We start from the raw sequence: 22,517 nt of genomic DNA on the forward strand, positions 1-22,517 counted from the left end.
TTCTGGTTAAGAAGATCATATTAAACTTAGGCAGTCATATAAGTAATGAAACATAATATGTTCAGATTGATATAGATTTATGGTCCATATCAGTGAACCTTTAACACATTATTACATAAGTTAACTTGTTTGGCAATATATGTTTTTTATTTTTTTAAAAATTATTAAATGATTTTGTAAGCTGAGAATAGCAACATTATGAATGTATACTCCTAGGTTCTCTACCATATGTAACAATAGATAGCATTAATTGTAAATATCAGCAAATAATTGTATAATAATTTAAATATTACTATTATTCAAACTAGCATACGAAGAAACGTGAAAAATTTATTAATCCCCATTTTATATACTATACAAAAGGAGATATTTTCTATGGCCTATACTCATACATATTTTATCGCCGGTCACTCTCGACTCCCTCAAGGAATGGCAGCAAAGAGTATTTTTGATAGCCTTACGATCACTGTTGAAGTAGATACGAAATACGGGGTTATTTTAGAGGCATCTTGTACTTTAGCAACCGAGCATGGAAGGACTTACTTTGGTACACTTTTAAGAGGAATAAGTCTAAAAGATGGTATTGATGAACCAATTCGAATCCTACAAACTCACTATAAAGGACGCGCTGGAAATGCTATAGTCGCTGCAATAAAAGACTTATATACACAGTTTCAGCAATGTAATATTTAATAGATTACATTTGCAACAGAAATAGTATAATGAAAAATTCAGAATAATTTAAAAATATATATTGACAATTGAATATCGTATTCATAGAATAAGAGTAACAAATTGCTTCTAGAAAGGTAACCCCTTTCAGAAACAGCAATATTATCGTTAGAATCGATTTAAACATAACTGTAAAGTCTATGGGACTTCCGTTCAGAAGCCATTAGTAGACTATAGCCAGTTATATCATTTCCATTGGAATGATATAACTGGCTATTTTTATTGTTTAATATCGAAAAGCAAAAAAGCGTCTGCTTGCGGGTCGAATTCGCCTTTCTTGTTCAGTAAGTGAACGAAACGCGGCTGACTTGCTAAACAATCTAAAGGAGGAAGAAAAATGAGTATGATTCAAGAAAAATTAAAGTCGTTTGTTGGAAAGCATAAAACGTTTGAGATAAAAGAGCATCCGCATCATCATCGCCTTTATCACATTGAAGTTGAAAACAAAGCCTTGTATGCATTTTTATCCGAAAATCAGGAGGTCAATGCCCAACAACTTGAATATGTTCCGTATATGAGATTGATATTGGCTGAACGTTTGCATACGATTCTTGGAGAAACATTTACAAAGTCTATTCGAGAGATTTTACATGATCGCAACTCTGGCGGCTTCACAATTGGATTACAAAATCAAACGACAGATGCCGAAGATTATATAAAATTTTCAACAGCTATCACTCATCTAGTTGGAGGAGTGAATCACGATGCAATGTCCGGTACCTATTATGCTAGATTCACAGTTAAGGATACAGACAATAGTGATTCCTATTTACGGCAGGCGTATCGATTATTTACCTTGCATACGGATGGTACATTCGTTGATGAACCAACAGATTGGCTTCTAATGATGAAATTTGCTGAAGAAAATTCCGTCGGAGGAGAGTCACGTTTACTTCACCTAGATGATTGGAACGACTTAGAGAAGTTTTCGAATCACCCGTTGGCTACATGTCGCATTGAATACAAAGCATCAGCTAGTAAAAACACTACTCAATTGGTTTACAATCAAACCTTTTATGAACGAAACGGAAAGCCTTGCATTTGTTTTATCGACCAATTCGCTTATCCAGTTACATTGGAAGAAGCAAAGTATTTAAAAGAGCTTTCTGATTCAATGGAAAACAGCTCAGCAACGCTAGCATTGCCGCTTCCTATCGGTGACTTAGTAATGATTAATAATACGTTCTGGCTTCACGGAAGAGCACCATTTGAAAAGAACAAGAACTTACATCGTGAATTATTAAGACAACGAGGTTATTTTGCAAAAGTATAAATAAGAAGTTTTATTCATAGGAGGAAGATAGAATGGTAGATATTATTGTTATTGGCGGAGGAATCGTGGGCTTGTCGACCGCTTACTCGTTAAGCAGACGCTTTCCCCATGCTCGGCTTGTAGTAATAGAAAAAGAAAATCAGTGGGCCAAACATCAAACAGGAAATAACAGTGGTGTCATCCATTCAGGTATTTACTATAAACCCGGAAGCTTAAAAGCGAAGTTCGCAAATGATGGAAGCAGGCAAATGATTAAGTTTTGCCAAGAAAACGGTGTGAATTATGAACAATGCGGGAAAGTGATTGTTGCGACAAAAGACAACGAGCTTCCGTTGCTTACGAATCTGTATGAACGCGGGCTTGCAAATGGACTCGATATTTCCATCATTGACCACGAAGAGCTAAAGGAAGTAGAACCTTATGTTAAGGGAATGAAAGCGATTAAAGTACCACAGGCTGGGATTGTGAATTATAAACAAGTTTGCGAGACTCTTGTTTCCTTATTAAAAAAGCGGGATGCCGAATTGTATTTAAATACCGAAGTCATAAAAGTGTCAGAACATGATCGAGAGGTAGAAGTCATCACCAATCAAAAGACGTTTACTGCTAGCTTTGTGGTAAACTGTGCTGGCCTGCATAGCGACCGGGTGACAAAAATGGCTGGTGTAAAAGCAGATTTGCAAATTGTCCCATTTCGCGGGGAGTATTATGAATTAAAACCAGAAAAACACCATCTTGTAAATCATTTAATTTATCCTGTGCCTAATCCAGATTTTCCATTTCTCGGCGTCCATTTTACGAGAATGATAGACGGCGGTGTAGAGGCAGGTCCAAATGCTGTACTTAGCTTTAAGCGGGAAGGGTATAAAAAAATGGATATTGATTTAAAAGACATCACTGAAATTTTGCAGTATAAAGGGTTCTGGAAACTTGCCTCAAAGTATTGGAAAGAAGGTGCCAAGGAAATGTGGCGTTCCTTTAGTAAAAAAGCCTTCGTTAAAAGCCTTCAAGAGCTGATTCCATCGATTCAAGAAAATGATCTTGTTCCGGCCCCTAGTGGAGTAAGAGCCCAAGCACTGCAATCAAACGGGGCATTAGTAGATGATTTCTTCATTGTTCCCGGTAAACGCAGCATCCACGTATGTAACGCACCTTCTCCTGCAGCAACTGCATGTCTGCCGATTGGAAAAGAAATTGCTGACAGAGTTCCGGAAATTGAGCTCAAGCCGCGATTAGTTGCTTTTTAGAAGAGAACCATTACTGAAAAAGGGACATGATTTTATAAAAAATCATGTCCCTTTTCCTATGAAGAGTAAATCCTACCATTCAGAATAAACCTACTATAAACGGTTGTCGTGCCAGAAATTAAGACTGAAATGATCCTGTTCATTATACGCTTCAAATTCATAGCCCTTGTCTTTTAGAGCTTTAATAACTTCAGGAAGAGCTGCAAGAGATTGTGGATGAATATCGTGCATAAGAACTACTTCACGATTTCCTTTCGCTTCTGCTACAACATTCTGTACGATAGCTGGAACGGATTTATCAGTAGGGACATTATTATACTTCCAATCTAGTGAATCGACCGTCCAATCCCAAACCTTTAAATGTGCATTCGCTGTTTGATCGCGCAGTTGTTGATTTAATCCAGGCATCGATCCATATGGTGGACGAACAAGATGAGGTTCAGTCCCTGTGATGTTCTTAATAATTTGTTGATCCTCTGTCATTTCACTAACAAAAGAGCCTTGCACATACAACTTTTTATAATCATGAGACATGCTATGCATGCCGACATAGTTACCCTCTTTTACTTCTCGTTGCACAAGATCTTTATATTGTTCAGCATGGGAACCAATAAGAAAAAAAGTTGCTTTAATATTATTTTGCTTTAAAACATCTAATACTTTAGCGGTATACGGACCAGGACCATCATCAAATGTTAAATAAACTACTTTTCTAGTTTGACCGTTATATTTCATCGGTTCTTCTTTTAAAGAATTTGATGTAGGAATCGTTGCTACTTCCTGTACTGTTTGCGTTTTTGATTCACTTGCTGCTGATGCAGTTTTTTGATTATTCGAACATCCTGCAGCAATTGCAAAAACGCTGGTGCTTATAACCGCAAGCATTGCGATCTTTTTCAAGCTAATCATTTTCAATCCCCCTGCTTTTATCACTATGACATGTTACTTATTTATCATACTCTATTCCTATTTTTTTTTGTAGCTAATTAAACAAATTTCATACTATTTATTTACAAATTTTTAGACTATTCATCTATAACGTTCTCAATCTTATATTTATTTTAGCCTTGTTCATTATGTATAGTCCTTGCGATTCGGATTCCATAGAGGTATTGTTCTTAATAGAGCGATTAACATGAATAAGCAAAGACAATCGCTTTATGAAATTTGGCAGGAGATGTATATCATGATTTACCATGTTACATATATTTCAAATGGTTTAAAAATTAAAGGATACTTAGGAATTCCTAATACATTCAATCTTCCTCAATCCCACCTTCAAGATGAACTAAATAAAATATATAATGTGCAAAATCTACCCATTACACAGCTAACCTGTTCTTTACAAAGAGAAACCGAACTGATATCACTTTATAAATTACCGGCAATTATTTATTGTCGAGGCGGCATTTGGAAAGTAGGGAAGGTTCGTACAAGTTGGATCGAAGAATTTACGAACTATGGATATGTTGTGTTTGCACCTGCTTATCAAGGGAACGAAGGCGGAGAAGGCCGAGATGAATTTGGTGGAGCTGATCGACATGATGTTGTAGCGGCCTACCAATTTTTACAACAGCTTTCATTTGTGAATGGTCACATATCTATACTCGGATTTTCACGTGGATCCATTAATGCAACACAGGCGGCTACAGAACTGAACCATGTGCAATCCCTCATACTTTGGGGCGGAGTTGCTGACGTCTCAAAAACATATGAGGAGCGTATAGAACTAAGAAGAATGCTAAAACGAGTATTACATGGAACACCGATAAGAAACCCTTCTGCATACCAGAATCGCTCTCCAATCTATATGGCGCATGAAATTAATTGTCCTGTACTCATTATACATGGTACAAAGGATATCCAAGTGGATTACAGTCACGGACTTAATATGTACAAGACATTACAAGCCCAAGATGTTTTGGTTTCTATGCTAACACTTGACGGCTATGGTCATCACTTACCACAGGACTTTCGGAATGTTACACTGAAGCATATGTTCCAGTGGATCGAACAAACTTACAATCGGAATTGATTGTACTCTCTTCTGATTGTATTCCTTCCTTAGCTTCGATGTAACCGTAATAGCTGTAAAGTCATTTGTTCCTTGTTTTCAATTTGACTAAATTGATGAGCTACTTTTCCCTCATTCAAAAACAAGACCGTATCCGCAATTTCCGCTGCTACGTCCATCATATGTGTTGAGAAAATGGTAATGCCCCCTTCTTCTTTTCTCTCGTTCACCAAGTTCATAAACATTCGAATCCAATAGGGATCGAGACCATTAGTAGGTTCATCGAGTAATAATAGAGCTGGATCTCCGATACAAGCTTGTCCCATTAATAGACGCTGCCTCATTCCTTTTGATAGCTGTTTTATTTTCATATTCTTCTGTTTCACTAAACCGAGCTTTGTAATCCACTCATTGATTCGTTCTCGGTTAACTTGCCGAAAGCAGGCATAAAAATTCAGAAATTCCTCAACACTTAGCGTATCGAAAGCAGTAAAATCATCTGGCATATATCCTATGTGAGAAACATATTGCTTTCGCCCTGCAGCTAGTTCCCATTTGTGTAAGAGAATAGAACCTGTCGATGGTGTTACTAAACCAGCAAGCATTTGTAGTAATGTACTTTTTCCCGCCCCATTTCCACCACAAAGAGCAATAACGGTACCCTTCTCTACTTTCAAAGAAAATGGCTGCAAGGCAACCTTTTGCTTATACACCTTAGAAACCTCATTTATTTCAAGTACCGTCATTAACATTTTCTCCTTTCCAGCTTCCATGAAGAAGAGGCAATGCATATAAAAGCAAAAACAATTGTATATAGAAGTAATAACCACCATCCAATTGGAGATGCAAGAGAAAGTACAATTACATCATACGTTTGTCCAAAGACTGCACCGCCCTGAATGGAGATGACGAACACAACACGCAACAATTCTGCTGGATTAAACAGTAAAACAATTTTTAGTATAGAAGAGATCCATGTATACGGAACAATCGAAAGAATCGAAATAAGGAAAGAAGGCCACATAATGATCAAGAAAAACCATAGTATTACAGACGTAGTAAGTGCTTGCCATCTCGTTCGAACGAACGCTCCTACACAAACTCCAAGTAACAGAAAAAAAAGAATGAGCCAAAGGCTAAAAATATATACTACAACTACCCATTTCAATGAAAGTACAATACCAAACAATAAAGCTATTAAAATACTTATACCATAGCTCATTGTAAATACGATACATTGTGCCGTGAACTGTCCTCCGAATTTTCCAATTACGTACGAAACAGCTGAAATAGGGTAAGTGCTTAATAATCTCCATTGCCCATTTTCCATTTCATTTGCAATTGTAAAGGATCCAATAATTAACATGAACAGCGGAATAATATACAAGATAAGATTCGCAATCGTTCCTGTTACATTCGTATAAGATGTTAACGATGAAGCATTCTTTACGATTTGAAAAAAACAAGAGGTTACAACGACCCAAAACACGAAAAATGCATAGTAGGAACGTTGTCTTATGGCACTGCGCCACTCAGTGCGCCAAATATTCCACATGATCTATTACCTCCAAGCGAATAAGAACCAAAGCTTTTAGTGAGAGTGATTCATCGCATTGTTATCCTTCATCATCTTCATCATCTCTTTATTCATTTCCCATGAATGATTATTTAAATCTTGGTAGGTTAATAGCTGTCCTTTATTTGTTTTTAGATAAGATTCTGCGTCATTTTTATTTTGAAATGAAATTACATTGTAAGCCATTGGAGTTTTAATAGATGCATCATATACATACGTTGCTTTATCAGATGAAACCCATTCTTTGGAATTATAATCCCTTACAAATTTCGCTTGAATTTTTTCACCGTTATTCTTATTCAACCATTTATACATACAACCAATGTCATCAAATTTCATTGTTTTCCCATTTTCTAATATTACCTCTGTTGCAAATTGATCGTTCATAACAGCCATATTACAATTCGCACATTTATCGTTCTTCTCATCAACAGCAGTTGGCTTAACTTCTTGCTTTCCACATGCTGTTGTAATTGTAAGTATGACCAATAATAATACAACTGAAATAAATCCTTTTTTCATTTTTATTTCCTCCCTTTCATATATAAACTTAGACTTATTGCTAGCATTAAAGCGCTTACTATCATTAAGGAAATGGTTGATGTAGATTCCTTTTCATATCCTACTGAAGAATTCATAGCAGGCTGCCAATCTATTAATAATGCTGAATCTGGACTTTTAAAAAGCTTTTGTAATAGAAACATCCCTGGTGACTGAAAAAATACCTGATATTCTGGAACATCACTTGTTAATGTAAGAAAAAAAGGATCTATTTTATATGGAATAGAACTAACTCCTTTTCCTGTCGTATCTAATTTCAGTGATGAATCCCAATAATTAGTAGTGAATTGATTATTTGTACTATTTATCGCTTGTCCTTCCGTCACATTACCAATAAAGTCATTTCCATAAACAGTTTGATTTTGTGAATCTTTCATCTGTATTCCAATAAAATTCCCTTGTATCGTATTCGAATACAATTTGTTACGCTCAGATTGTTCCACATACATACCGACTCTATTGTAAGAAATAATGTTTTGATATATATTCGTATCTTTCGCATGATATAAAAGCAAGCCTTGCGCATTAACGTTATTTGCATTGTATGAAAAGTTATTTTGTGCAACTGTAGTATTGTTCGCTTCCATAATCATTGCACCTGTAACGTTATGTAAGGATGTATTCTTATATAATCCCACATCATTTGAAAACATAAGGTGAACACCATATCTAGATTTTTCGATTACATTTTGTTTGATTACATTTTGATTACTATTTTCTAAATAGATTCCATCTCTAACATGAGAAAGAGTTGTGCCTGCAATCGTATTATTTGGGGATTCCCAAAGATCAATTCCATTATTTTTCCCTTTCCCATTCACGTTACTATTTAAAATTGTAATATCTGATGCTTGATCTAGTTTAATCCCTATTTGTTCTGTGTTCACATAGATAGAATCGAAAGTATGATGATTTCCGGTTGCATATATTGCAGCAGAATTACCATCTCCACATTTTTCTATCGTAATGTTTTTTAACACTACATCTTTGCCTTGAACCGATACGGTTGGAGAATCAGTGCATGAATTAATTTTTCCACCCAAAACACCGTCTAACGTAATTGGTTTTGTAATTACGATAGCTTCGTTGTACACCCCTTTCTTTAATTGAATTGTACTGTACGCTGGAGCCGCGTCGATTTGTGATTGTAATGATGGAGATTCTGCCATAGTTTGTAAAGGGGAAAATAACAACAAAATTATTGTGCATATAGTGTTAATCGCCTTCATCTTTCTATTCCTCTCAAACACAAAGTAAAGCATCTGCAAAATAATGTATCGAAATGATTTGCTCCCTTACTATGTAACATAACAAAAAAATGTGATAGAAATACGAAGGAACCATGTGGATTTTTTGAAATGAAATACAAAAAAAGCGGGGAAAGATTTTAATCCGGCATATAACAAAAAAGCTGGTTGCAAACTAAGTTTGCAACCAGCTCTTTAAAAGTTACAATTATTTTGTAACGTTAGCAGCTTGTGGTCCACGAGCGCCTTGAACGATTTCAAAAGAAACTGTTTGGCCTTCTTCTAAAGTTTTGAAACCGTCACCTTGGATTGCAGAGAAGTGAACGAATACATCGTCTTGACCTTCTACTTCAATGAAACCGAAACCTTTTTCTGCATTAAACCATTTAACTTTACCTTGTAACATAATTATTTTCCTCCTGCGTGGAATCATCCACATTGTATTACCATTCTTGCTCTTCATACTCTGTCAAGACGATGTTATTACAAACACTCTTTCAGTAATATACCGAACAAAAATAATTAACCTTATTATAACAGATGACTCATAAAAAAGAAATAAAGTTATTAAAAAAAATATAAAAACCAAACTATCACCTCATTGCTTCCTATATCATATGGATGGTGAGAATCAAAGCCGTTTCATTTGGACAGTAGTCAAAGATCCACCTTGACTTGTCAGAATAATATGTTTATTATTTATATAATTTCACACGTAAATTAAAGTACAAAAGGCACCTTCCGATATACAAAATGGATAGGTGCCTTATTTTATTTCCATGTATCAATATGAACTACCGTGATTATAATTGAAAGGAGATATTTCTATGAACAAAGCTCCACTTCATACCATTGTTGCAAATTTACAAAATAAGCTAGTAGAAATTCGAAGACATTTACATGAATATCCTGAGTTATCTAGAGAAGAATTTCAAACGTCAGCATACATTAAACAAATGCTAGAATCAGTGGAAATACCTATATTACCGTCATTACTCCAAACGGGTGTTATTGCTGAAATCAAGGGAGAGGAATCAGACGGACCTATCATTGCTCTTCGTGCAGATATCGATGCATTACCGATTTTAGAGGAAACAACCCTCCCTTTTGCTTCAAAAATTCCTGGAAAGATGCATGCCTGTGGTCATGATTTCCATACCGCTTCGATACTTGGTGCAGCCTATTTATTAAAGCAGAAGGAAAAACAACTTCAAGGTACCGTACGATTTATCTTCCAGGCTGCGGAGGAAGATAGCAGCGGTGCTAAAGAAGTTATAGAAGCAGGATTATTAAAAGATGTATCCGCAATTTTTGGCATGCATAACAAACCAGATCTTCCTGTAGGGACCATCGGTATTTCAGAGGAACCGCTAATGGCAAGTGTAGACCGATTTGAAATACAAATTGATGGAAAAGGTACACATGCAGCTATCCCACATGCTGGTATCGATCCAATTGTGGCAGCATCACATATTATTTTAGCCTTGCAATCCATTGTCAGTCGAAATGTAAGCCCTCTTCACAGTGCAGTAATAAGTGTAACAAATCTCCATGCAGGCAATACATGGAATGTAATACCGAAAACTGTCAAATTAGAAGGTACCGTTCGAACATTTCAAGACAACGTACGCAACACCATTTTTGAAAAAATTCAACAAATAATACAAGGGGTCGCATCAGCCTTAGGAGTAACAGCAGTTTTGCGTAGATATCCTGGACCTCCTCCTATTCAAAATAATCCATTGCTTGCAGGACTATGCACACAAGCAGCAAGCTTGAATGGAATTTCCGTTATCGAACCCGTCCCTTCCATGGCAGGCGAAGATTTTGCCTTTTATCAAAGAGAAGTTCCTGGCTTTTTCGTTTTTATGGGAACATCAGGAACAGAAGAATGGCACCATCCTGCCTTCACATTAGATGAACGCGCTCTTTCCATTAGCTCTCACTATTTTGCAACACTAGCAGAAAAGGCACTCATCCAATTGAAATAATAAAATGCAAAATTCGTATTTTCCTATATTAAAGGATGAAGCTGGCTAGGATCATGACCAGCTTCATCCCAAAATAGGATCCTGTCTAGTTCACATAATTTTGATCGACGGTTATGTTTGTTATAAAGAGTCAACATAATTTTTAGCTTCAAGTAATGATAGTTCCAGAACCTCTCGTGCTTTCTTAATAGCTTCAATTTTTTCTCCGTCTTTAACTAACTGACGAAGTTCTTCGTTAATTGCATGTTCCGGAACACCCACTTGTTTAGCAATTTGCTCCAATTTATATTCTGTTCGCTTTAATCTTTTATTGACCCGATTTATATAGTCTGAAATATATAGTATTCCAAAAACAAGTAATGCCATTATCATCCAAGAATTCATATTAATCCCCCTTTTTCAAAATAATTCACTATCTATTTTATAAGAATAAACCATAAATCCCCTTTATGAATAACACATTTATGTGAAGGTAACAGACGTATGGATGGATGAAAGAGCCCGATTTTATCATCCCTTCTGCCCTTGAATATGGTAAAATTTACACAATATTCACTTTTTTATGAGGGGGATTTTCTTGGACACACTGTTTTTTACACTACTTGGGATAGGAATCGTATCTGCATTTATAGGAACGTTAGCAGGTGGTGGTGGATTAATCACCTTACCAGCTATGATGCTCGTAGGCGTACCTATTCAGATTGGGATAGCAACCAATAAATTTTCATCGGGGGTCGCAGCACTGACAAGTATATTTTACTTACTAAAAAATAAGCAGCTACGAATGAAAACAATCATTGTGAATGTCTGTATTGCTTTTACTGGAGGAATTTGCGGGGCACTCATTACCTCTCATATTACAGAACAAACGATGAATATTGTTGCCTTAATCTTATTGATATTTGCTTTCATTGTGACATTGAAAAATAAGCAATGGGTATCTTCTGCCCTGGGACAAGCTAAAACTTCTACTATTGTGAGTAATGCCGTGCCCTTCTTTATAGCTGCTTATGACGGCGGATTTGGTCCTGGATCTTCAACATTTGGAATCCTACACTACATGAATCAAAAAAATACGTATATGAAAGCAGTTCAACTTACAAGAGTTTTAATTTTTGGGAGTTGTTGCGGAGCATTTATCGTATTTTACCAAACAGGATTTGTCCAATGGAATTATGCAATTGCAATGGCAGTCGGATCTGCAATCGGATCGCAAATCGGATTACTTGCATTACCCAGGGTTCCATTAAGAGTTGCTAAATCCTTATTGATTACCATTATTTTTCTACTAATAGGACAAGTAGTATGGGATTGCATAAAGGGTTTCTAATTAGTAGTGCTTATTAAAGCTTCACAAACATGAAATTAACAATGGGACTTCTAAGTTGAACCCCATTACTTAAAAACAAGAATAAAATTTACATAGGATACTCTATGATTTGAACAACAATAATTAATAATGTGGGGCTCAGCCACATCTCCATCAAGCTAAGATACCAAATAGGCCACGCTTTAAGCACAAAAGTAGATACCTGCATTTCTTTATCAACGAAAATAGATGGTTTATCGACGAAAATTACTACTTATCGACGAAAACAGAATGTTTATCGACGACTTTTACCCTTTTATCGACGAAAATGGAATGGTTATCGATTTTTCGTGTTTTATCGACAAAAACCATTACTAGACGAATGGCAGTTCTGAGCAAAAAAGGAGCCCTGGAATACGTTAACAACGCTTTTTCCGAAACTTCCCCTCCCCACTTTCATTATATATCGGAATAAACATACATATCCAACAAGTCCGAGTCAAAGATAATTTATTTAATGATATATGCTTAGAAAAGCCCGTTTCTATAAAAATATATTAATGTCTATTATACATGTCCACTTCTTTAACCATGAAACAGAATACTCTAATCCTGTAAAAGCTTTTACAAAATTATAAGGAGGGAGGAATTTTTTGGTATGAATGAAAATAATCAAGTAAATCAACCCATGGACCCCCCAGGACCTTGTACAGTAAATACAACACCTCTTAGTTCATTTACGAATATAAATACTCCCACAGTTACTGGATTCGCTGTTACGGCATTTATTAAGGTTCCTGTTGTTACGGTAGAGACAACAATCCAAATTCCTTTAGAGGCGACGATTACCCTTACGCCTGCAGCAACTGAAATTAAAAGAGTGAAAAAAAATGTATTTCTGGATCAAGTGAAACTTATTCCAGTTGCATTTACTCGTATTGATGAAACTGACTTTTTTAACGTGAGAAGAGCTAAATTATTTGTAGCAGGGCATATTCGAAAAAATATTGAATATACTACGTCAGGGAGTAGCGCTGGATGTACTACAGCACTTCAAGATAGAGTGGTCGATATTAATTTTTCTGGTTTTACAGACATATTACATTTTAACAATTTTCCAATCATCGGTATTTCTGAAACTGCCGAGGCTAATTTCCTTAGTGAAACAAACAACTTAAATGCTCGTTTGGATAAATTTTTCTTCCAAAATCTTGTCAAATTCAATGAACAGCCATTCGGTGAGTTAGTAGCTGCAAACTTCTTTGAACTTGATTTTTCACCAACGGTGGCAACTCCTGAGGCACCTTTTAGCACGTTGACAGAAAAAATCGTCCTGGAACTTACTATAAAAGTATTACAAAATCAGCAGCTTGCCATTGAAGCTGTTCCAGTAGTACCTAGGCTTGAGGGACTCACTCCTCCAGCATCTTAATGGAGTTTCCTCAACATATTTAAGACAAAAAGGATCCGTTTCTTTTAAACAGGTCCTTTTTGTACTTGCGTTTAAATGCCATATATGTGTGAATGTCTTATAATAGATACTCATTCTTTAAGACAAACGCAAAATACATAGCCTGCTGCTCATTATACTTTCTATACCCGTTTATGTACTGACTCCTTTTTATCTGGTGAAGGGGTTTTTATACGAACCGACTACTCCATTGTCTTTATCGCTAAAAGAATACCTGTTGCCCAATCTACTTCTGTTATGACTAAATCTCTTCTTTCTCTTAATTTATTAAGAAGCTTAGGTGCTTTAATTCTGTATTCCTCAGGTACACTCCTATCCGGAAGTAAATCATGAATGACGTAAAATCCTCCTACGTTTAAATGGTCTAATGTCTTATCCAACAGTTCAAATTTCCCTGGCCATGTATCTGCAAAAATAAAATCGAATGTCTCTTCCATATTTCGAATAAATATTGCACCGTCCTCACATCGAAAAGAAATTCGTTTATCATTCCCTAAATAGGTTTTTGCAATGTCTAACAATTGCGGATTTATATCCACCGTTATGAGCGTACTATCCCCATCCATTCCATCTACAATCCATGCTGCGGATGCACCAGATCCCGTTCCAAGTTCTAAAAATTTCCCCTTTGCTTTTGATGATGCTAATCCTTTTAGTAGATACCCCGTCTTTGGGTCACAAGATTGATGAAATCCCTGTAATTTCGAATGTTCTACAATTTTATCGTAAAGGCTTAGTGATTTCATCAGCGTCTCTTTTTCCATTTTACATAGCCCCTTCCATGAATATTCCTAAGATTCAAGTTATAAAACAAAATAAAAAGTGGCCTCTTTATTAAGAGGCCACGCGTTCACGGATTCGACCTCTTATCTCCCAAAGCATTTGCTCTGCTGGAATTAGCACCTTCCTAACGATATTAGGGGTTGCTGAGGCTTCAAAGGGCCAATCCCTCCACCTCTCTAGATAAGAATTCATATTCAATACAGATATAATTGGATATACTATACAATTAAGTATAATTTATAATAAATCGTTTTGTCACTTTCGTCAATCTGATACTCTACGATTCGAATAACAATAATTAATAAAGTGAAACTCCCCCCTCGCCATTTCCGTTATGCCCTAAACTTGGAATACAGTTGACGTTACAGGACTTATTCGTTCATAATACGTATATTGATTACAAAGGTAATTTCTATCTATCTTACCTATATTTTTCTATGGAGATGAAGCAAATGGCGTGGCAAGATATGACAATTCGGCTGCTTGTAGCTATACTTACCGGTGCATGTATCGGTACCGAACGACAATGGCGTCACCGAATGGCTGGAATACGTACAAATGCTCTTGTTTCCCTTGGAGCATGTTTATTCGTCATTTTATCGGTTATGTCAACAGGAGATAATAGTCCAACTCGAATTGCCGCACAAGTAGTGAGTGGCGTCGGCTTTCTAGGCGGCGGTGTGATCATACGAGAAGGGTTTAGCGTTCGCGGATTAAATACAGCTGCTACTCTTTGGTGTTCTGCAGCCGTTGGTACATTAGTTGGAGCAGGATTTATGAAACTGAGTATTATAGGTGCAATTGGCGTAGTATTAGCAAATGTTCTCCTTCGTCCTATTGCGTTATTCATGAATAGAAAATCAAAGGATCAGTCGCAAGAAAATCTCTTCTATGAAGTGAATATCACTTGTCTACATGAACATGAAACCGTTATACGTACTGCTTTATCTAAAATGATACTTTCAGAAGGAATAGCCTTACAAGAACTGTATAGTGAGGAAATTGAAAGTGGAAGTAAAGTATCCATAATGGCTTTGCTTCATAGCGATCAGTCGAAAGCCCTGCTAATCGAACAAATTGTTAGTAAATTAAAACTTGAACATGATATTATCGCAATTGGATGGAAAACCCTTTCAGAGCAAGAAGGCGATTAAGATGAACATCCGTTATACTTTGTGATCCCTTTCATATCTTAATCCCCTTACTGTCTGCGATAATAACAAAATAGCGAATTCAAAAACAACACCATCTGTTTTTTTCAGATGGTGTTTTCTTAAATAATAGTTTTTAGGTCTTGCGTATTCAAATTTTCCTAATCCTACATTCCTCTTAATACACTTGATATACATAGCCATACATATCATACGGATAATACGGATATGGATAACCATAACCATATCCAGGTGTTAGCAATGCCCCCGTCGCTAATCCCCCAAAGCCTCCGAAAAACGGACGACCAAAACCTCCTATAATTCGCTCATCACTCATTGCTTGTTTCCCTCCTTTTCATTCTTGCATGTTGTATACATAATTACGTTATTCTGGACAATTGTAATAGGAATAGGCAATTTTCTTACTACTACATGAAAAGGACAAGAGAAACAAACCTATTAATATTCGTTTTTCACTACATAGTATCTTTTGCAAAATCCAGACGAATATACTATAAACTCCTCTATACAATCATCTGGTTTTATTTTCCACTTTTACAACTATCCAAATGGAATATTTTACAATTATAGATTTACCAAGAAACGTACATTCTATATTTGACTTTAAATTCACGTAAGGAGGAATTGACGAATGACAGTAATTAATCAATTAAAACAAACGGTTTCTGGATTAAAAAGTGCACAAGCTAGCCTTGAAGGATTTGCACTTGCTACTGATAACCAACAAGCAAAGCAAACCTATAAAAATGCTGCTCAGCAGACCCAAACGGTCATTGATACTTTGGCACCGCGTGTACACGATGTGGAACAAGAAGAGCCGCAATATAAGGCCTAACTTTCTTAAACCATTTTTCGCTTATGGATTATGTATTAATTTTACAAATTAAGAAAAAGGGTGATACATCATCACCCTTTTTCTCCAACCTATCCTGCTATCCTATTACGAAATGGACTGATCGTATGTTAAAAACAAAGCTGCTCCCGTGCTGCGTCATATTTCTACTGTTACCAAGCTTCTTATTAGGATGTGCGATGCAAAAAGAATATAAAACTACAAAAGAAAAAAACATACAAGTATCCAATGTAAGTACAATCGATGACCAATCCCCATCTATGCAGGCGCAAAAACAAATATCTGCCATTAACGGGATTGTAGACGTAAAGGCTGTAAATATAGGAAATAATCTTTATGTAGCTGCTAAACCTACTCAATTTAAACGATTACAATTAAACTCATTGCGAGATGAAATTTCAAAGCAATTAAAGGCATCCTTTCCTACCTACCAATATCACATTAGCTTAGACAGTAAAATTTATAAGTTGGTAGGGCAGCTGCAGAATGATGTGAATAAGAAAGAAGTTAACGCTGTTGTAATTGCAAAAAAAGCAAAAAAAATCGAGTCGGAAATGAATTCTGATACATAACGAATTGGAATGGTGATAGAAAATGGCAAGTAAACAAAAAAATATGACACCTGTGCAGCAAGAATATCAAACGCTCGCAAAGGAGTATGAAACAAAACGACCCATATTCAAAAACTGTGTCAAAGCATTTTTTGTTGGCGGGTTTATCTGTTTAATCGGTCAGTTTATAGCAACATTTTATACAAACTTTTTTGACTTTACGGAGCGATCTGCAGGTAATCCAACAGTTGCAACTCTTATATTTATTTCCATGTTACTAACTGGATTTGGTGTATATGATCGCATTGCACAGTTTGGCGGTGCAGGTACAGCTGTTCCTGTTACTGGATTTGGAAATTCTGTTATTTCCGCTTGTATTGAACATCGTAGTGAAGGATTTGTCTTAGGTGTCGGTGGAAATATGTTTAAATTAGCTGGTTCCGTTATTCTATTTGGAACTTTTTCAGCATTTGTAATTGCTACGATTAAAACCATATTGATTCATTGGGGAGGGTTTTAAATGCAGCTAGGGCATCAAACATGGCATTTTCAGAACAAGCCTACCATCCTCACAACTGGTGTAATTGGTGGTCCATTTGAAGCGAATGGAAAGATAGCTGAAGATTTTGATGCCTTGCATGAAGATCTATGGCTTGGTCAAGATTCATATGAAAAAGCACATCGAGTGCTGTTCGAGGAGGCTTGTAAGCGTGCAACGGAAAAAGCAGACATGCGTACGCAGGATGTTCATTTTTTGCTTGGCGGGGATTTAATTAATCAAATTACTCCTACTAGTTTTACAGGACGTACATTGGGAATCCCTTATTTAGGTCTGTTTGGCGCCTGTTCTACTTCAATGGAAGGTCTTGCTTTAGGAGCTCTCATCGTGAATAGCAATTGCGCAAATTATGTGTTAACAGGGGCTTCAAGCCATAATGCTGCTGTTGAAAAACAATTTCGCTATCCCACTGAGTATGGCGGACAGAAACCACCTACTGCCCAATGGACAGTAACGGGAGCTGGTGTCGCCTTACTTAGCAGTCAAGGAGATGGGCCGTATGTAACAACCGCTACAGTAGGAAGGGTTGTAGATATGGGATTAAGTGATCCATTTAATATGGGTGGAGCAATGGCCCCTGCTGCTGTAGACACTATTATTGCTCATTTTCGTGATCGTCAAATTGATGAAACATATTATGACTTGATTGTAACAGGAGATTTAGGACGTATCGGAAGAGAATTAGCACTTCATTTACTAAAAAAGCAGGGATACTCTATAAAAGATGAACAATTTCAAGATTGTGGTTTATTGATATATAGTGATGATCAGCCCGTAATAGCAGGAGCAAGTGGACCGGGATGTTCTGCTACTGTTGTCTATGGTCATTTATTAAACCGAATGAAAAGTGGAGAGATATCAAAAATGCTCGTCGTTGCAACAGGCGCTTTGCTTTCTCCCTTAACATTTCAGCAAAAGGAAACGATACCGTGCATTGCGCACGCTGTATCCATTGAATACGGAGGTGAACATTAATGGCAATGTTTATTTCAGCATTTGTTGTTGGAGGCTTAATCTGCGTGATTGGTCAGCTCTTATTTGACGTTGCCAAGCTAACACCTGCTCATACTATGGTAATTTTAGTCGTAACTGGGGCTATATTAGATGGCCTTAACTTATATGAACCATTAATTGACTTTGCTGGAGCTGGAGCTACCGTACCTATCACGAGCTTTGGAAATGCCCTTGTTCACGGAGCAATGGCAGAAGGTGAAAAATACGGTCTTGTAGGTGTCGTAACAGGAATGTTTAAAGTAACGAGTGCCGGTATTTCTGCAGCAATCATTTTTGGTTTTATCGGTGCACTACTATTTAAACCAAAAGGATAAGGAGTAATAGGATGACAATTGTAACTGACATTAAAACGTGTTTAGCAAATGTAAAAGGGGCACAATCTAGTTTAAGCTTATTATCACACCATACTGTCGACAACAACGCAAAACAAATGTTTCATGAATCAATGCTCGAATTAGATGATGTAATTTCCGATTTACAAAAAAGAATATCCCACTTAGAAAAAGAGGAACCACAATATAAAGGGATGTAAGAAAGGAATTGATTTTCATGCCAGAATGGATAGTAGTAATCATTCGATGCTTTAGTATTTTAGCTATTCTATTCTTCATTACAAAGCTGCTAGGAAAAAGGCAAATATCACAGCTTTCCTTCTTTGAATATATTGCTGGTATGACAATGGGAGATATTGCTGCAGAAGTATCAACCGGGCTTGAACAAAACTATATACACGGTGTACTTAGTATTGCTGTGTTTTCCATGATTCCATTTTTAGCAGGCCTACTTGCACTTAAAAGTAAAAAAATGCGCGATTTTTTTGAAGGAAAGGCTACCATAGTAATTAAGGATGGAAAAATACTTGAGGACAATTTAAAGAAAGAAAAATATACGAGTGATGAGCTGTTAGAACTACTTCGCAAAAAAGATGTATTTCGTGTAGCAGATGTTGAATTCGCGGTATTAGAAGCCGCAGGTGAGCTTAATGTACTGTTAAAAAAAGAAAATCAGCCTATTACCCCATCTCTTTTAGGATTGCAAATAGCACAAGAGAAGGAAACACACACAGTTATCATGGATGGAAAAATATTGGATGAACCATTAACAGCAAGCGGCCACAATCGAAACTGGTTAATAACTGAACTTAAAAAGATGGGCGTCGCCCTAGACAATGTATTTGTTGGACAAGTTGATACCTATGGACAATTTACAGCTGATCTATATGATGATAAATTACAAGTCCCTTCTTCTCAAGAAAGACCGTTGCTTCTAGCAATGTTGAAAAAATGCCAAGCGGATTTAGAGTTGTTTTCCCTTGCTACAGAATCTCATGCAGCTGCTGATATGTATCGGAACAATTCCTTGCGTATGGAAGCCATCATCAATAAAATATCTTACCTTCTCAAGGAATAGATTTTATTTCCCAATCATTTCGTATAATCGTTCTAAATCTCTTTCAAACTGTCCGAATACAACAAATCGAGATTCTCTCAACATTTCTTTACCTTTAAAGAACACAATTAATGTAGGCGCAGTAAAAACAAGATATTCTCCAGAAACTCTCGGTGTTTCTTCTAAGGAAACAAGGATTGATTTTACTTTTGGAAAACGCTGCAACATGTTTTCCGTTTGTGCTAATACTGCATCACAAACGGAGCATTGTGCAGTTTTAATATAGAGTAAACATAATTGTTCATTAGAAATAATTTCCTTTACTTCATCGATATTTGTTATTTTATTCATTTTCGCATATACTCCTTCTTTTTAACTACAACTATAATCCTTCCTTATTATTGTACGATATACGCTTTCAAACAGGAAATATATTGACTTCTTTACAATGTAAGTCTTTTGTATAGTACTCACGATAATCGAAATTACTATATAAAAATTATTTAAAAAATCAATTGCCCTTTTCCGTTAAATCCTTCTATACTAAAAAAGCGAAGCATTCATTTCTAGATTGAAGGAGAGAATTTGCATGTATGTGCAAGCAGCATTGCATCAGCTACAAATAGCAATTCGTACCATCGTACAAATCCTTGATAAAGTAAAAGATGAAGATTTAGATTTGCGACCAGCCCCAACAAAGCGATCAGTGTATGAATTATTCTCCCATTTATCTTTGTTAACACAAGCAGATTTCTTTATTTTGAATGAAGCAACAAAAGATGAGATAACGATGTATTATGAAGCAAATGAAAAACTAACCATTAAGGAAATGCAGCTCGCATTATTTGATAGTTATAATCGTCTTTCCCATGCTTTTTCAACTTACTCTGAAGAAGAACTGCAAGAAGTAACCACTTCTTATTGGGGTGTGTCCTATACACGTTTTGAATGGCTAATACAAATTGTAGCTCACATGTATCATCATCGTGGTCAGTTACATATCTTGCTTTGCGAGTATAGCACAGACCCACAAATAAAGCTGTTTGAGTAAAACGCGCTTTCAAGTTTCACTCCCACTAATTCAATGTGGGAGTCCTCTTTTAGAACTTTCATTCTAGAAATCTAGTACTTCTCCATAAAATCTATTCTTTTATAAATATTTTACTTACTACTAACCCCTATGTATGTTTCTCCCCTTTTTTTGGAAATATATAGACATCCGTGTCTTAGGAGGACAAACATATGAATAATAACTTTCGTGAAATGCAAGAAAACCCTTTTTGGAGATCCCAACCACAATTTCCATCCTTTCAAAAGCTTTCAACTGATATTCATGTCGATGTTGCAGTTGTTGGCGGTGGAATCTCAGGAATAACAACCGCTTATTTGCTGGCTAAGGAAGGGCTTTCTGTAGCGTTATTGGAGGCAGACACGATTCTTAACGGTACGACTGGTCATACTACCGCAAAGATTACAGCTCAACATAATTTGATCTATAACGAATTAATCCAACATATCGGCGAGGAAAAAGCAAGATTCTATTATGAAGCAAACCATGAAGCCCTTCAATTTATAGAGAAAATGATTCAAAAAAATGAGATACAATGCGATTTCTCAAGAGAAGATTCCTATTTATATTGTACTTCAGCACAGTCTTCTGAACAGTTGTATCAAGAATTCAAGGCTTATGAAAAACTTTCTATTCGAGGAGAATTAGTTGAGAAACTGCCGCTTGCTATACCGATTTCTTCAGCACTCGTTATGCAAAATCAAGCTCAGTTTCATCCAGTTCTCTATTTACTACATATGATTGATCTATTTATAAAAGCCGGCGGATGTGTATATGAACATACCGTAGCTATCGATATACAAGAAGGGTCTCACCCACGAGTTATTACGAAAGACGGTCCTGCCGTTATTTGTAATTATGTTGTTTCTTGCTCGCATTTTCCATTTTATGATAAGGGGCTATTCTTTACGAAAATGTATGCGGAACGATCCTATGTATTAGGTATTAAAACAAAACAACCATTTCCAGGAGGCATGTATTTAAGCATTGATGAACCTGTTCGTTCTTTACGATTTACGCCTCTTAATGGAGAAAGACTAGTAATAGTTGGAGGGGAAAGCCATAAGACAGGACAAGGAATCGATACTGCTGTACACTATGAGGCATTACAAGCCTTCGCAGATGATGTACTAGGTATAGAATCCATTCAGTATAAATGGTCTGCACAAGATTTACAAACGTTGGACAAGATACCTTACATAGGCGCCATGTCTTCCGAAAATCCAAATATATTTGTCGCTACTGGTTATAAAAAATGGGGAATGACAACCGGAACTGCTGCTGCTTTACTCATTCAAGATTTGATTATGGAACGTAGCAATCCGTACCGTGATCTATTTACCCCTTCCCGTTTTCTAGCAGATCCAAGTATTAAACACTTTCTAATGACAAACGGCGATGTAGCAAAACATTTAATAGAGGGTAAGCTAGAGTTTCCCCTCCGCGAGCCGGAGGATCTTATGAACGAGGAAGGATCAGTTGTTCGCTTCAACGGAAAACGTGCGGGGGCCTATAGAGATTGTGAAGGTAAACTGCATATCGTAGATACCACATGCACGCATCTTGGCTGTGAGCTTGAATGGAACGATGGTGATTCCACATGGGACTGCCCTTGTCATGGATCTCGCTTTTCAACCGATGGTGACGTGGTAGAAGGACCTGCAATAAAACCTTTAGATAAATTAACATAAATAAAGGAAAAGACA

General features: G+C 36.5%; 27 protein-coding genes and 1 riboswitch. Of the genes, 17 read left to right on the top strand and 10 right to left on the bottom strand.

Annotation, left to right across the window (positions count from 1 at the left end):
• Nucleotides 1-375: 375 nt before the first annotated feature.
• The 3 genes from ACM5BR_RS05490 to lhgO all read left to right on the top strand — a co-directional run bounded on the left by ACM5BR_RS05490 (nucleotide 376) and on the right by lhgO (nucleotide 3,252).
• Nucleotides 376-693, top strand: a complete 318-nt coding sequence (locus tag ACM5BR_RS05490; RefSeq protein ID WP_416826589.1) for a DUF3870 domain-containing protein — start codon at nucleotides 376-378, stop codon at nucleotides 691-693.
• Nucleotides 694-1,069: 376 nt separating this feature from the next.
• On the top strand, nucleotides 1,070-2,005 hold the full coding sequence (gene glaH, locus ACM5BR_RS05495) for a glutarate dioxygenase GlaH (RefSeq protein WP_416826591.1): 936 nt from the start codon (nucleotides 1,070-1,072) through the stop codon (nucleotides 2,003-2,005).
• Between the two features lie 32 nt (nucleotides 2,006-2,037).
• Nucleotides 2,038-3,252: an L-2-hydroxyglutarate oxidase gene (lhgO, locus tag ACM5BR_RS05500; RefSeq protein ID WP_416826593.1), complete on the top strand. Its 1,215-nt coding sequence runs from the start codon at nucleotides 2,038-2,040 to the stop codon at nucleotides 3,250-3,252.
• A 93-nt stretch (nucleotides 3,253-3,345) separates the two neighbouring features.
• Here the strand turns inward: lhgO and ACM5BR_RS05505 are convergent, their stop codons facing one another.
• Nucleotides 3,346-4,161, bottom strand: coding sequence for a polysaccharide deacetylase family protein (locus ACM5BR_RS05505; protein ID WP_416826595.1), 816 nt, complete (start codon nucleotides 4,159-4,161; stop codon nucleotides 3,346-3,348).
• Nucleotides 4,162-4,438: 277 nt separating this feature from the next.
• Here ACM5BR_RS05505 and ACM5BR_RS05510 point away from each other — a divergent pair, with 277 nt between their 5' ends.
• The gene (locus ACM5BR_RS05510) at nucleotides 4,439-5,287 is read left to right on the top strand and encodes an alpha/beta hydrolase family protein (protein ID WP_416826597.1); all 849 of its coding nucleotides are present in this window, start codon (nucleotides 4,439-4,441) and stop codon (nucleotides 5,285-5,287) included.
• Nucleotides 5,288-5,316: 29 nt separating this feature from the next.
• Here ACM5BR_RS05510 and ACM5BR_RS05515 read toward each other — a convergent pair whose 3' ends face one another.
• The 5 genes from ACM5BR_RS05515 to cspD form a co-directional block, all read right to left on the bottom strand.
• Nucleotides 5,317-6,012: an ABC transporter ATP-binding protein gene (locus ACM5BR_RS05515; protein ID WP_416826599.1), complete on the bottom strand. Its 696-nt coding sequence runs from the start codon at nucleotides 6,010-6,012 to the stop codon at nucleotides 5,317-5,319.
• A complete protein-coding gene (locus ACM5BR_RS05520; RefSeq protein WP_416826601.1) occupies nucleotides 6,012-6,821 on the bottom strand; it encodes an ABC transporter permease in 810 nt (269 codons plus the stop codon). The genes ACM5BR_RS05515 and ACM5BR_RS05520 overlap by 1 nt, the downstream gene beginning before the upstream one ends.
• 36 nt (nucleotides 6,822-6,857) lie before the next feature.
• On the bottom strand, nucleotides 6,858-7,364 hold the full coding sequence (locus ACM5BR_RS05525; RefSeq protein WP_416826603.1) for a nitrous oxide reductase accessory protein NosL: 507 nt from the start codon (nucleotides 7,362-7,364) through the stop codon (nucleotides 6,858-6,860).
• 2 nt (nucleotides 7,365-7,366) lie between these two features.
• Nucleotides 7,367-8,632, bottom strand: a complete 1,266-nt coding sequence (locus tag ACM5BR_RS05530; RefSeq protein ID WP_416826605.1) for a right-handed parallel beta-helix repeat-containing protein — start codon at nucleotides 8,630-8,632, stop codon at nucleotides 7,367-7,369.
• 226 nt (nucleotides 8,633-8,858) lie between these two features.
• Entirely contained in the window at nucleotides 8,859-9,056 is a 198-nt protein-coding gene (cspD, locus tag ACM5BR_RS05535) for a cold-shock protein CspD (protein WP_416826607.1), read from the bottom strand.
• A 421-nt stretch (nucleotides 9,057-9,477) separates the two neighbouring features.
• Here cspD and ACM5BR_RS05540 point away from each other — a divergent pair, with 421 nt between their 5' ends.
• The gene (locus tag ACM5BR_RS05540) at nucleotides 9,478-10,641 is read left to right on the top strand and encodes an amidohydrolase (protein ID WP_416826609.1); all 1,164 of its coding nucleotides are present in this window, start codon (nucleotides 9,478-9,480) and stop codon (nucleotides 10,639-10,641) included.
• A gap of 120 nt (nucleotides 10,642-10,761) precedes the next feature.
• Here the strand turns inward: ACM5BR_RS05540 and ACM5BR_RS05545 are convergent, their stop codons facing one another.
• On the bottom strand, nucleotides 10,762-11,025 hold the full coding sequence (locus ACM5BR_RS05545; RefSeq protein ID WP_416826611.1) for a MutS N-terminal domain-containing protein: 264 nt from the start codon (nucleotides 11,023-11,025) through the stop codon (nucleotides 10,762-10,764).
• Between the two features lie 193 nt (nucleotides 11,026-11,218).
• On the opposite strand from ACM5BR_RS05545, the gene ACM5BR_RS05550 reads away from it, so the two are divergent.
• Together ACM5BR_RS05550 and ACM5BR_RS05555 are read left to right on the top strand one after the other, a co-directional pair.
• Nucleotides 11,219-11,971 (top strand): sulfite exporter TauE/SafE family protein, encoded by a 753-nt coding sequence (locus ACM5BR_RS05550; RefSeq protein WP_416826613.1) that lies wholly within the window; start codon nucleotides 11,219-11,221, stop codon nucleotides 11,969-11,971.
• Nucleotides 11,972-12,608: 637 nt separating this feature from the next.
• Nucleotides 12,609-13,382, top strand: a complete 774-nt coding sequence (locus ACM5BR_RS05555; RefSeq protein WP_416826615.1) for a CsxC family protein — start codon at nucleotides 12,609-12,611, stop codon at nucleotides 13,380-13,382.
• 221 nt (nucleotides 13,383-13,603) lie between these two features.
• On the opposite strand, the gene ACM5BR_RS05560 is transcribed toward ACM5BR_RS05555, so the two are convergent.
• Complete coding sequence (locus ACM5BR_RS05560) at nucleotides 13,604-14,185, bottom strand: O-methyltransferase (RefSeq protein ID WP_416826617.1); 582 nt, start codon at nucleotides 14,183-14,185, stop codon at nucleotides 13,604-13,606.
• Nucleotides 14,186-14,284: 99 nt separating this feature from the next.
• Nucleotides 14,285-14,391, bottom strand: a riboswitch (SAM riboswitch).
• A 265-nt stretch (nucleotides 14,392-14,656) separates the two neighbouring features.
• On the opposite strand from ACM5BR_RS05560, the gene ACM5BR_RS05565 reads away from it, so the two are divergent.
• Nucleotides 14,657-15,358 carry an MgtC/SapB family protein gene (locus tag ACM5BR_RS05565; protein ID WP_416826618.1) on the top strand — a complete coding sequence of 234 codons (702 nt, stop codon included), beginning with the start codon at nucleotides 14,657-14,659 and terminating at the stop codon, nucleotides 15,356-15,358.
• A gap of 175 nt (nucleotides 15,359-15,533) precedes the next feature.
• On the opposite strand, the gene ACM5BR_RS05570 is transcribed toward ACM5BR_RS05565, so the two are convergent.
• A complete protein-coding gene (locus tag ACM5BR_RS05570; RefSeq protein ID WP_416826620.1) occupies nucleotides 15,534-15,692 on the bottom strand; it encodes a hypothetical protein in 159 nt (52 codons plus the stop codon).
• Nucleotides 15,693-16,007: 315 nt separating this feature from the next.
• On the opposite strand from ACM5BR_RS05570, the gene ACM5BR_RS05575 reads away from it, so the two are divergent.
• From ACM5BR_RS05575 to ACM5BR_RS05605, 7 genes are all read left to right on the top strand, one after another.
• The gene (locus tag ACM5BR_RS05575; protein WP_416826622.1) at nucleotides 16,008-16,211 is read left to right on the top strand and encodes a DUF1657 domain-containing protein; all 204 of its coding nucleotides are present in this window, start codon (nucleotides 16,008-16,010) and stop codon (nucleotides 16,209-16,211) included.
• A gap of 197 nt (nucleotides 16,212-16,408) precedes the next feature.
• Entirely contained in the window at nucleotides 16,409-16,801 is a 393-nt protein-coding gene (locus ACM5BR_RS05580; protein ID WP_416826624.1) for a YhcN/YlaJ family sporulation lipoprotein, read from the top strand.
• Nucleotides 16,802-16,823: 22 nt separating this feature from the next.
• Nucleotides 16,824-17,300, top strand: a complete 477-nt coding sequence (spoVAC, locus tag ACM5BR_RS05585; protein WP_416826626.1) for a stage V sporulation protein AC — start codon at nucleotides 16,824-16,826, stop codon at nucleotides 17,298-17,300.
• On the top strand, nucleotides 17,301-18,314 hold the full coding sequence (gene spoVAD / locus ACM5BR_RS05590) for a stage V sporulation protein AD (protein WP_416826628.1): 1,014 nt from the start codon (nucleotides 17,301-17,303) through the stop codon (nucleotides 18,312-18,314). It abuts the gene before it with no gap.
• A gap of 5 nt (nucleotides 18,315-18,319) precedes the next feature.
• Entirely contained in the window at nucleotides 18,320-18,667 is a 348-nt protein-coding gene (gene spoVAE / locus ACM5BR_RS05595; RefSeq protein ID WP_416827845.1) for a stage V sporulation protein AE, read from the top strand.
• 11 nt (nucleotides 18,668-18,678) lie between these two features.
• A complete protein-coding gene (locus ACM5BR_RS05600) occupies nucleotides 18,679-18,885 on the top strand; it encodes a DUF1657 domain-containing protein (RefSeq protein ID WP_416826630.1) in 207 nt (68 codons plus the stop codon).
• Nucleotides 18,886-18,893: 8 nt separating this feature from the next.
• Nucleotides 18,894-19,763, top strand: coding sequence for a DUF421 domain-containing protein (locus ACM5BR_RS05605; RefSeq protein WP_416826632.1), 870 nt, complete (start codon nucleotides 18,894-18,896; stop codon nucleotides 19,761-19,763).
• Nucleotides 19,764-19,766: 3 nt separating this feature from the next.
• Here the strand turns inward: ACM5BR_RS05605 and ACM5BR_RS05610 are convergent, their stop codons facing one another.
• Nucleotides 19,767-20,093 (bottom strand): thioredoxin family protein, encoded by a 327-nt coding sequence (locus tag ACM5BR_RS05610; protein WP_416826634.1) that lies wholly within the window; start codon nucleotides 20,091-20,093, stop codon nucleotides 19,767-19,769.
• A gap of 238 nt (nucleotides 20,094-20,331) precedes the next feature.
• On the opposite strand from ACM5BR_RS05610, the gene ACM5BR_RS05615 reads away from it, so the two are divergent.
• Nucleotides 20,332-20,793 carry a DinB family protein gene (locus tag ACM5BR_RS05615; RefSeq protein WP_416826636.1) on the top strand — a complete coding sequence of 154 codons (462 nt, stop codon included), beginning with the start codon at nucleotides 20,332-20,334 and terminating at the stop codon, nucleotides 20,791-20,793.
• 191 nt (nucleotides 20,794-20,984) lie between these two features.
• Nucleotides 20,985-22,502: an FAD-dependent oxidoreductase gene (locus ACM5BR_RS05620; RefSeq protein WP_416826638.1), complete on the top strand. Its 1,518-nt coding sequence runs from the start codon at nucleotides 20,985-20,987 to the stop codon at nucleotides 22,500-22,502.
• Nucleotides 22,503-22,517 lie beyond the last annotated feature (15 nt).

It is taken from the genome of Ectobacillus polymachus (assembly GCF_048159605.1).
GTDB lineage: Bacteria > Bacillota > Bacilli > Bacillales > Bacillaceae_G > Ectobacillus > Ectobacillus polymachus.

Coding starts and splice junctions, on each gene's coding strand:
- ACM5BR_RS05490 (WP_416826589.1), top strand. CDS start 376: ATGGCCTATACTCATACATATTTTATCGCCGGTCACTCTCGACTCCCT.
- ACM5BR_RS05555 (WP_416826615.1), top strand. CDS start 12,609: ATGAATGAAAATAATCAAGTAAATCAACCCATGGACCCCCCAGGACCT.
- ACM5BR_RS05615 (WP_416826636.1), top strand. CDS start 20,332: ATGTATGTGCAAGCAGCATTGCATCAGCTACAAATAGCAATTCGTACC.
- spoVAD (WP_416826628.1), top strand. CDS start 17,301: ATGCAGCTAGGGCATCAAACATGGCATTTTCAGAACAAGCCTACCATC.
- ACM5BR_RS05505 (WP_416826595.1), bottom strand. CDS start 4,161: ATGATTAGCTTGAAAAAGATCGCAATGCTTGCGGTTATAAGCACCAGC.
- ACM5BR_RS05600 (WP_416826630.1), top strand. CDS start 18,679: ATGACAATTGTAACTGACATTAAAACGTGTTTAGCAAATGTAAAAGGG.
- spoVAE (WP_416827845.1), top strand. CDS start 18,320: ATGTTTATTTCAGCATTTGTTGTTGGAGGCTTAATCTGCGTGATTGGT.
- ACM5BR_RS05580 (WP_416826624.1), top strand. CDS start 16,409: ATGCAAAAAGAATATAAAACTACAAAAGAAAAAAACATACAAGTATCC.
- ACM5BR_RS05610 (WP_416826634.1), bottom strand. CDS start 20,093: ATGAATAAAATAACAAATATCGATGAAGTAAAGGAAATTATTTCTAAT.
- ACM5BR_RS05575 (WP_416826622.1), top strand. CDS start 16,008: ATGACAGTAATTAATCAATTAAAACAAACGGTTTCTGGATTAAAAAGT.
- spoVAC (WP_416826626.1), top strand. CDS start 16,824: ATGGCAAGTAAACAAAAAAATATGACACCTGTGCAGCAAGAATATCAA.
- lhgO (WP_416826593.1), top strand. CDS start 2,038: ATGGTAGATATTATTGTTATTGGCGGAGGAATCGTGGGCTTGTCGACC.
- ACM5BR_RS05560 (WP_416826617.1), bottom strand. CDS start 14,185: ATGGAAAAAGAGACGCTGATGAAATCACTAAGCCTTTACGATAAAATT.
- ACM5BR_RS05530 (WP_416826605.1), bottom strand. CDS start 8,632: ATGAAGGCGATTAACACTATATGCACAATAATTTTGTTGTTATTTTCC.
- glaH (WP_416826591.1), top strand. CDS start 1,070: ATGAGTATGATTCAAGAAAAATTAAAGTCGTTTGTTGGAAAGCATAAA.
- ACM5BR_RS05520 (WP_416826601.1), bottom strand. CDS start 6,821: ATGTGGAATATTTGGCGCACTGAGTGGCGCAGTGCCATAAGACAACGT.
- ACM5BR_RS05620 (WP_416826638.1), top strand. CDS start 20,985: ATGAATAATAACTTTCGTGAAATGCAAGAAAACCCTTTTTGGAGATCC.
- ACM5BR_RS05540 (WP_416826609.1), top strand. CDS start 9,478: ATGAACAAAGCTCCACTTCATACCATTGTTGCAAATTTACAAAATAAG.
- ACM5BR_RS05525 (WP_416826603.1), bottom strand. CDS start 7,364: ATGAAAAAAGGATTTATTTCAGTTGTATTATTATTGGTCATACTTACA.
- ACM5BR_RS05565 (WP_416826618.1), top strand. CDS start 14,657: ATGGCGTGGCAAGATATGACAATTCGGCTGCTTGTAGCTATACTTACC.
- cspD (WP_416826607.1), bottom strand. CDS start 9,056: ATGTTACAAGGTAAAGTTAAATGGTTTAATGCAGAAAAAGGTTTCGGT.
- ACM5BR_RS05515 (WP_416826599.1), bottom strand. CDS start 6,012: ATGACGGTACTTGAAATAAATGAGGTTTCTAAGGTGTATAAGCAAAAG.
- ACM5BR_RS05570 (WP_416826620.1), bottom strand. CDS start 15,692: ATGAGTGATGAGCGAATTATAGGAGGTTTTGGTCGTCCGTTTTTCGGA.
- ACM5BR_RS05510 (WP_416826597.1), top strand. CDS start 4,439: ATGATTTACCATGTTACATATATTTCAAATGGTTTAAAAATTAAAGGA.
- ACM5BR_RS05545 (WP_416826611.1), bottom strand. CDS start 11,025: ATGAATTCTTGGATGATAATGGCATTACTTGTTTTTGGAATACTATAT.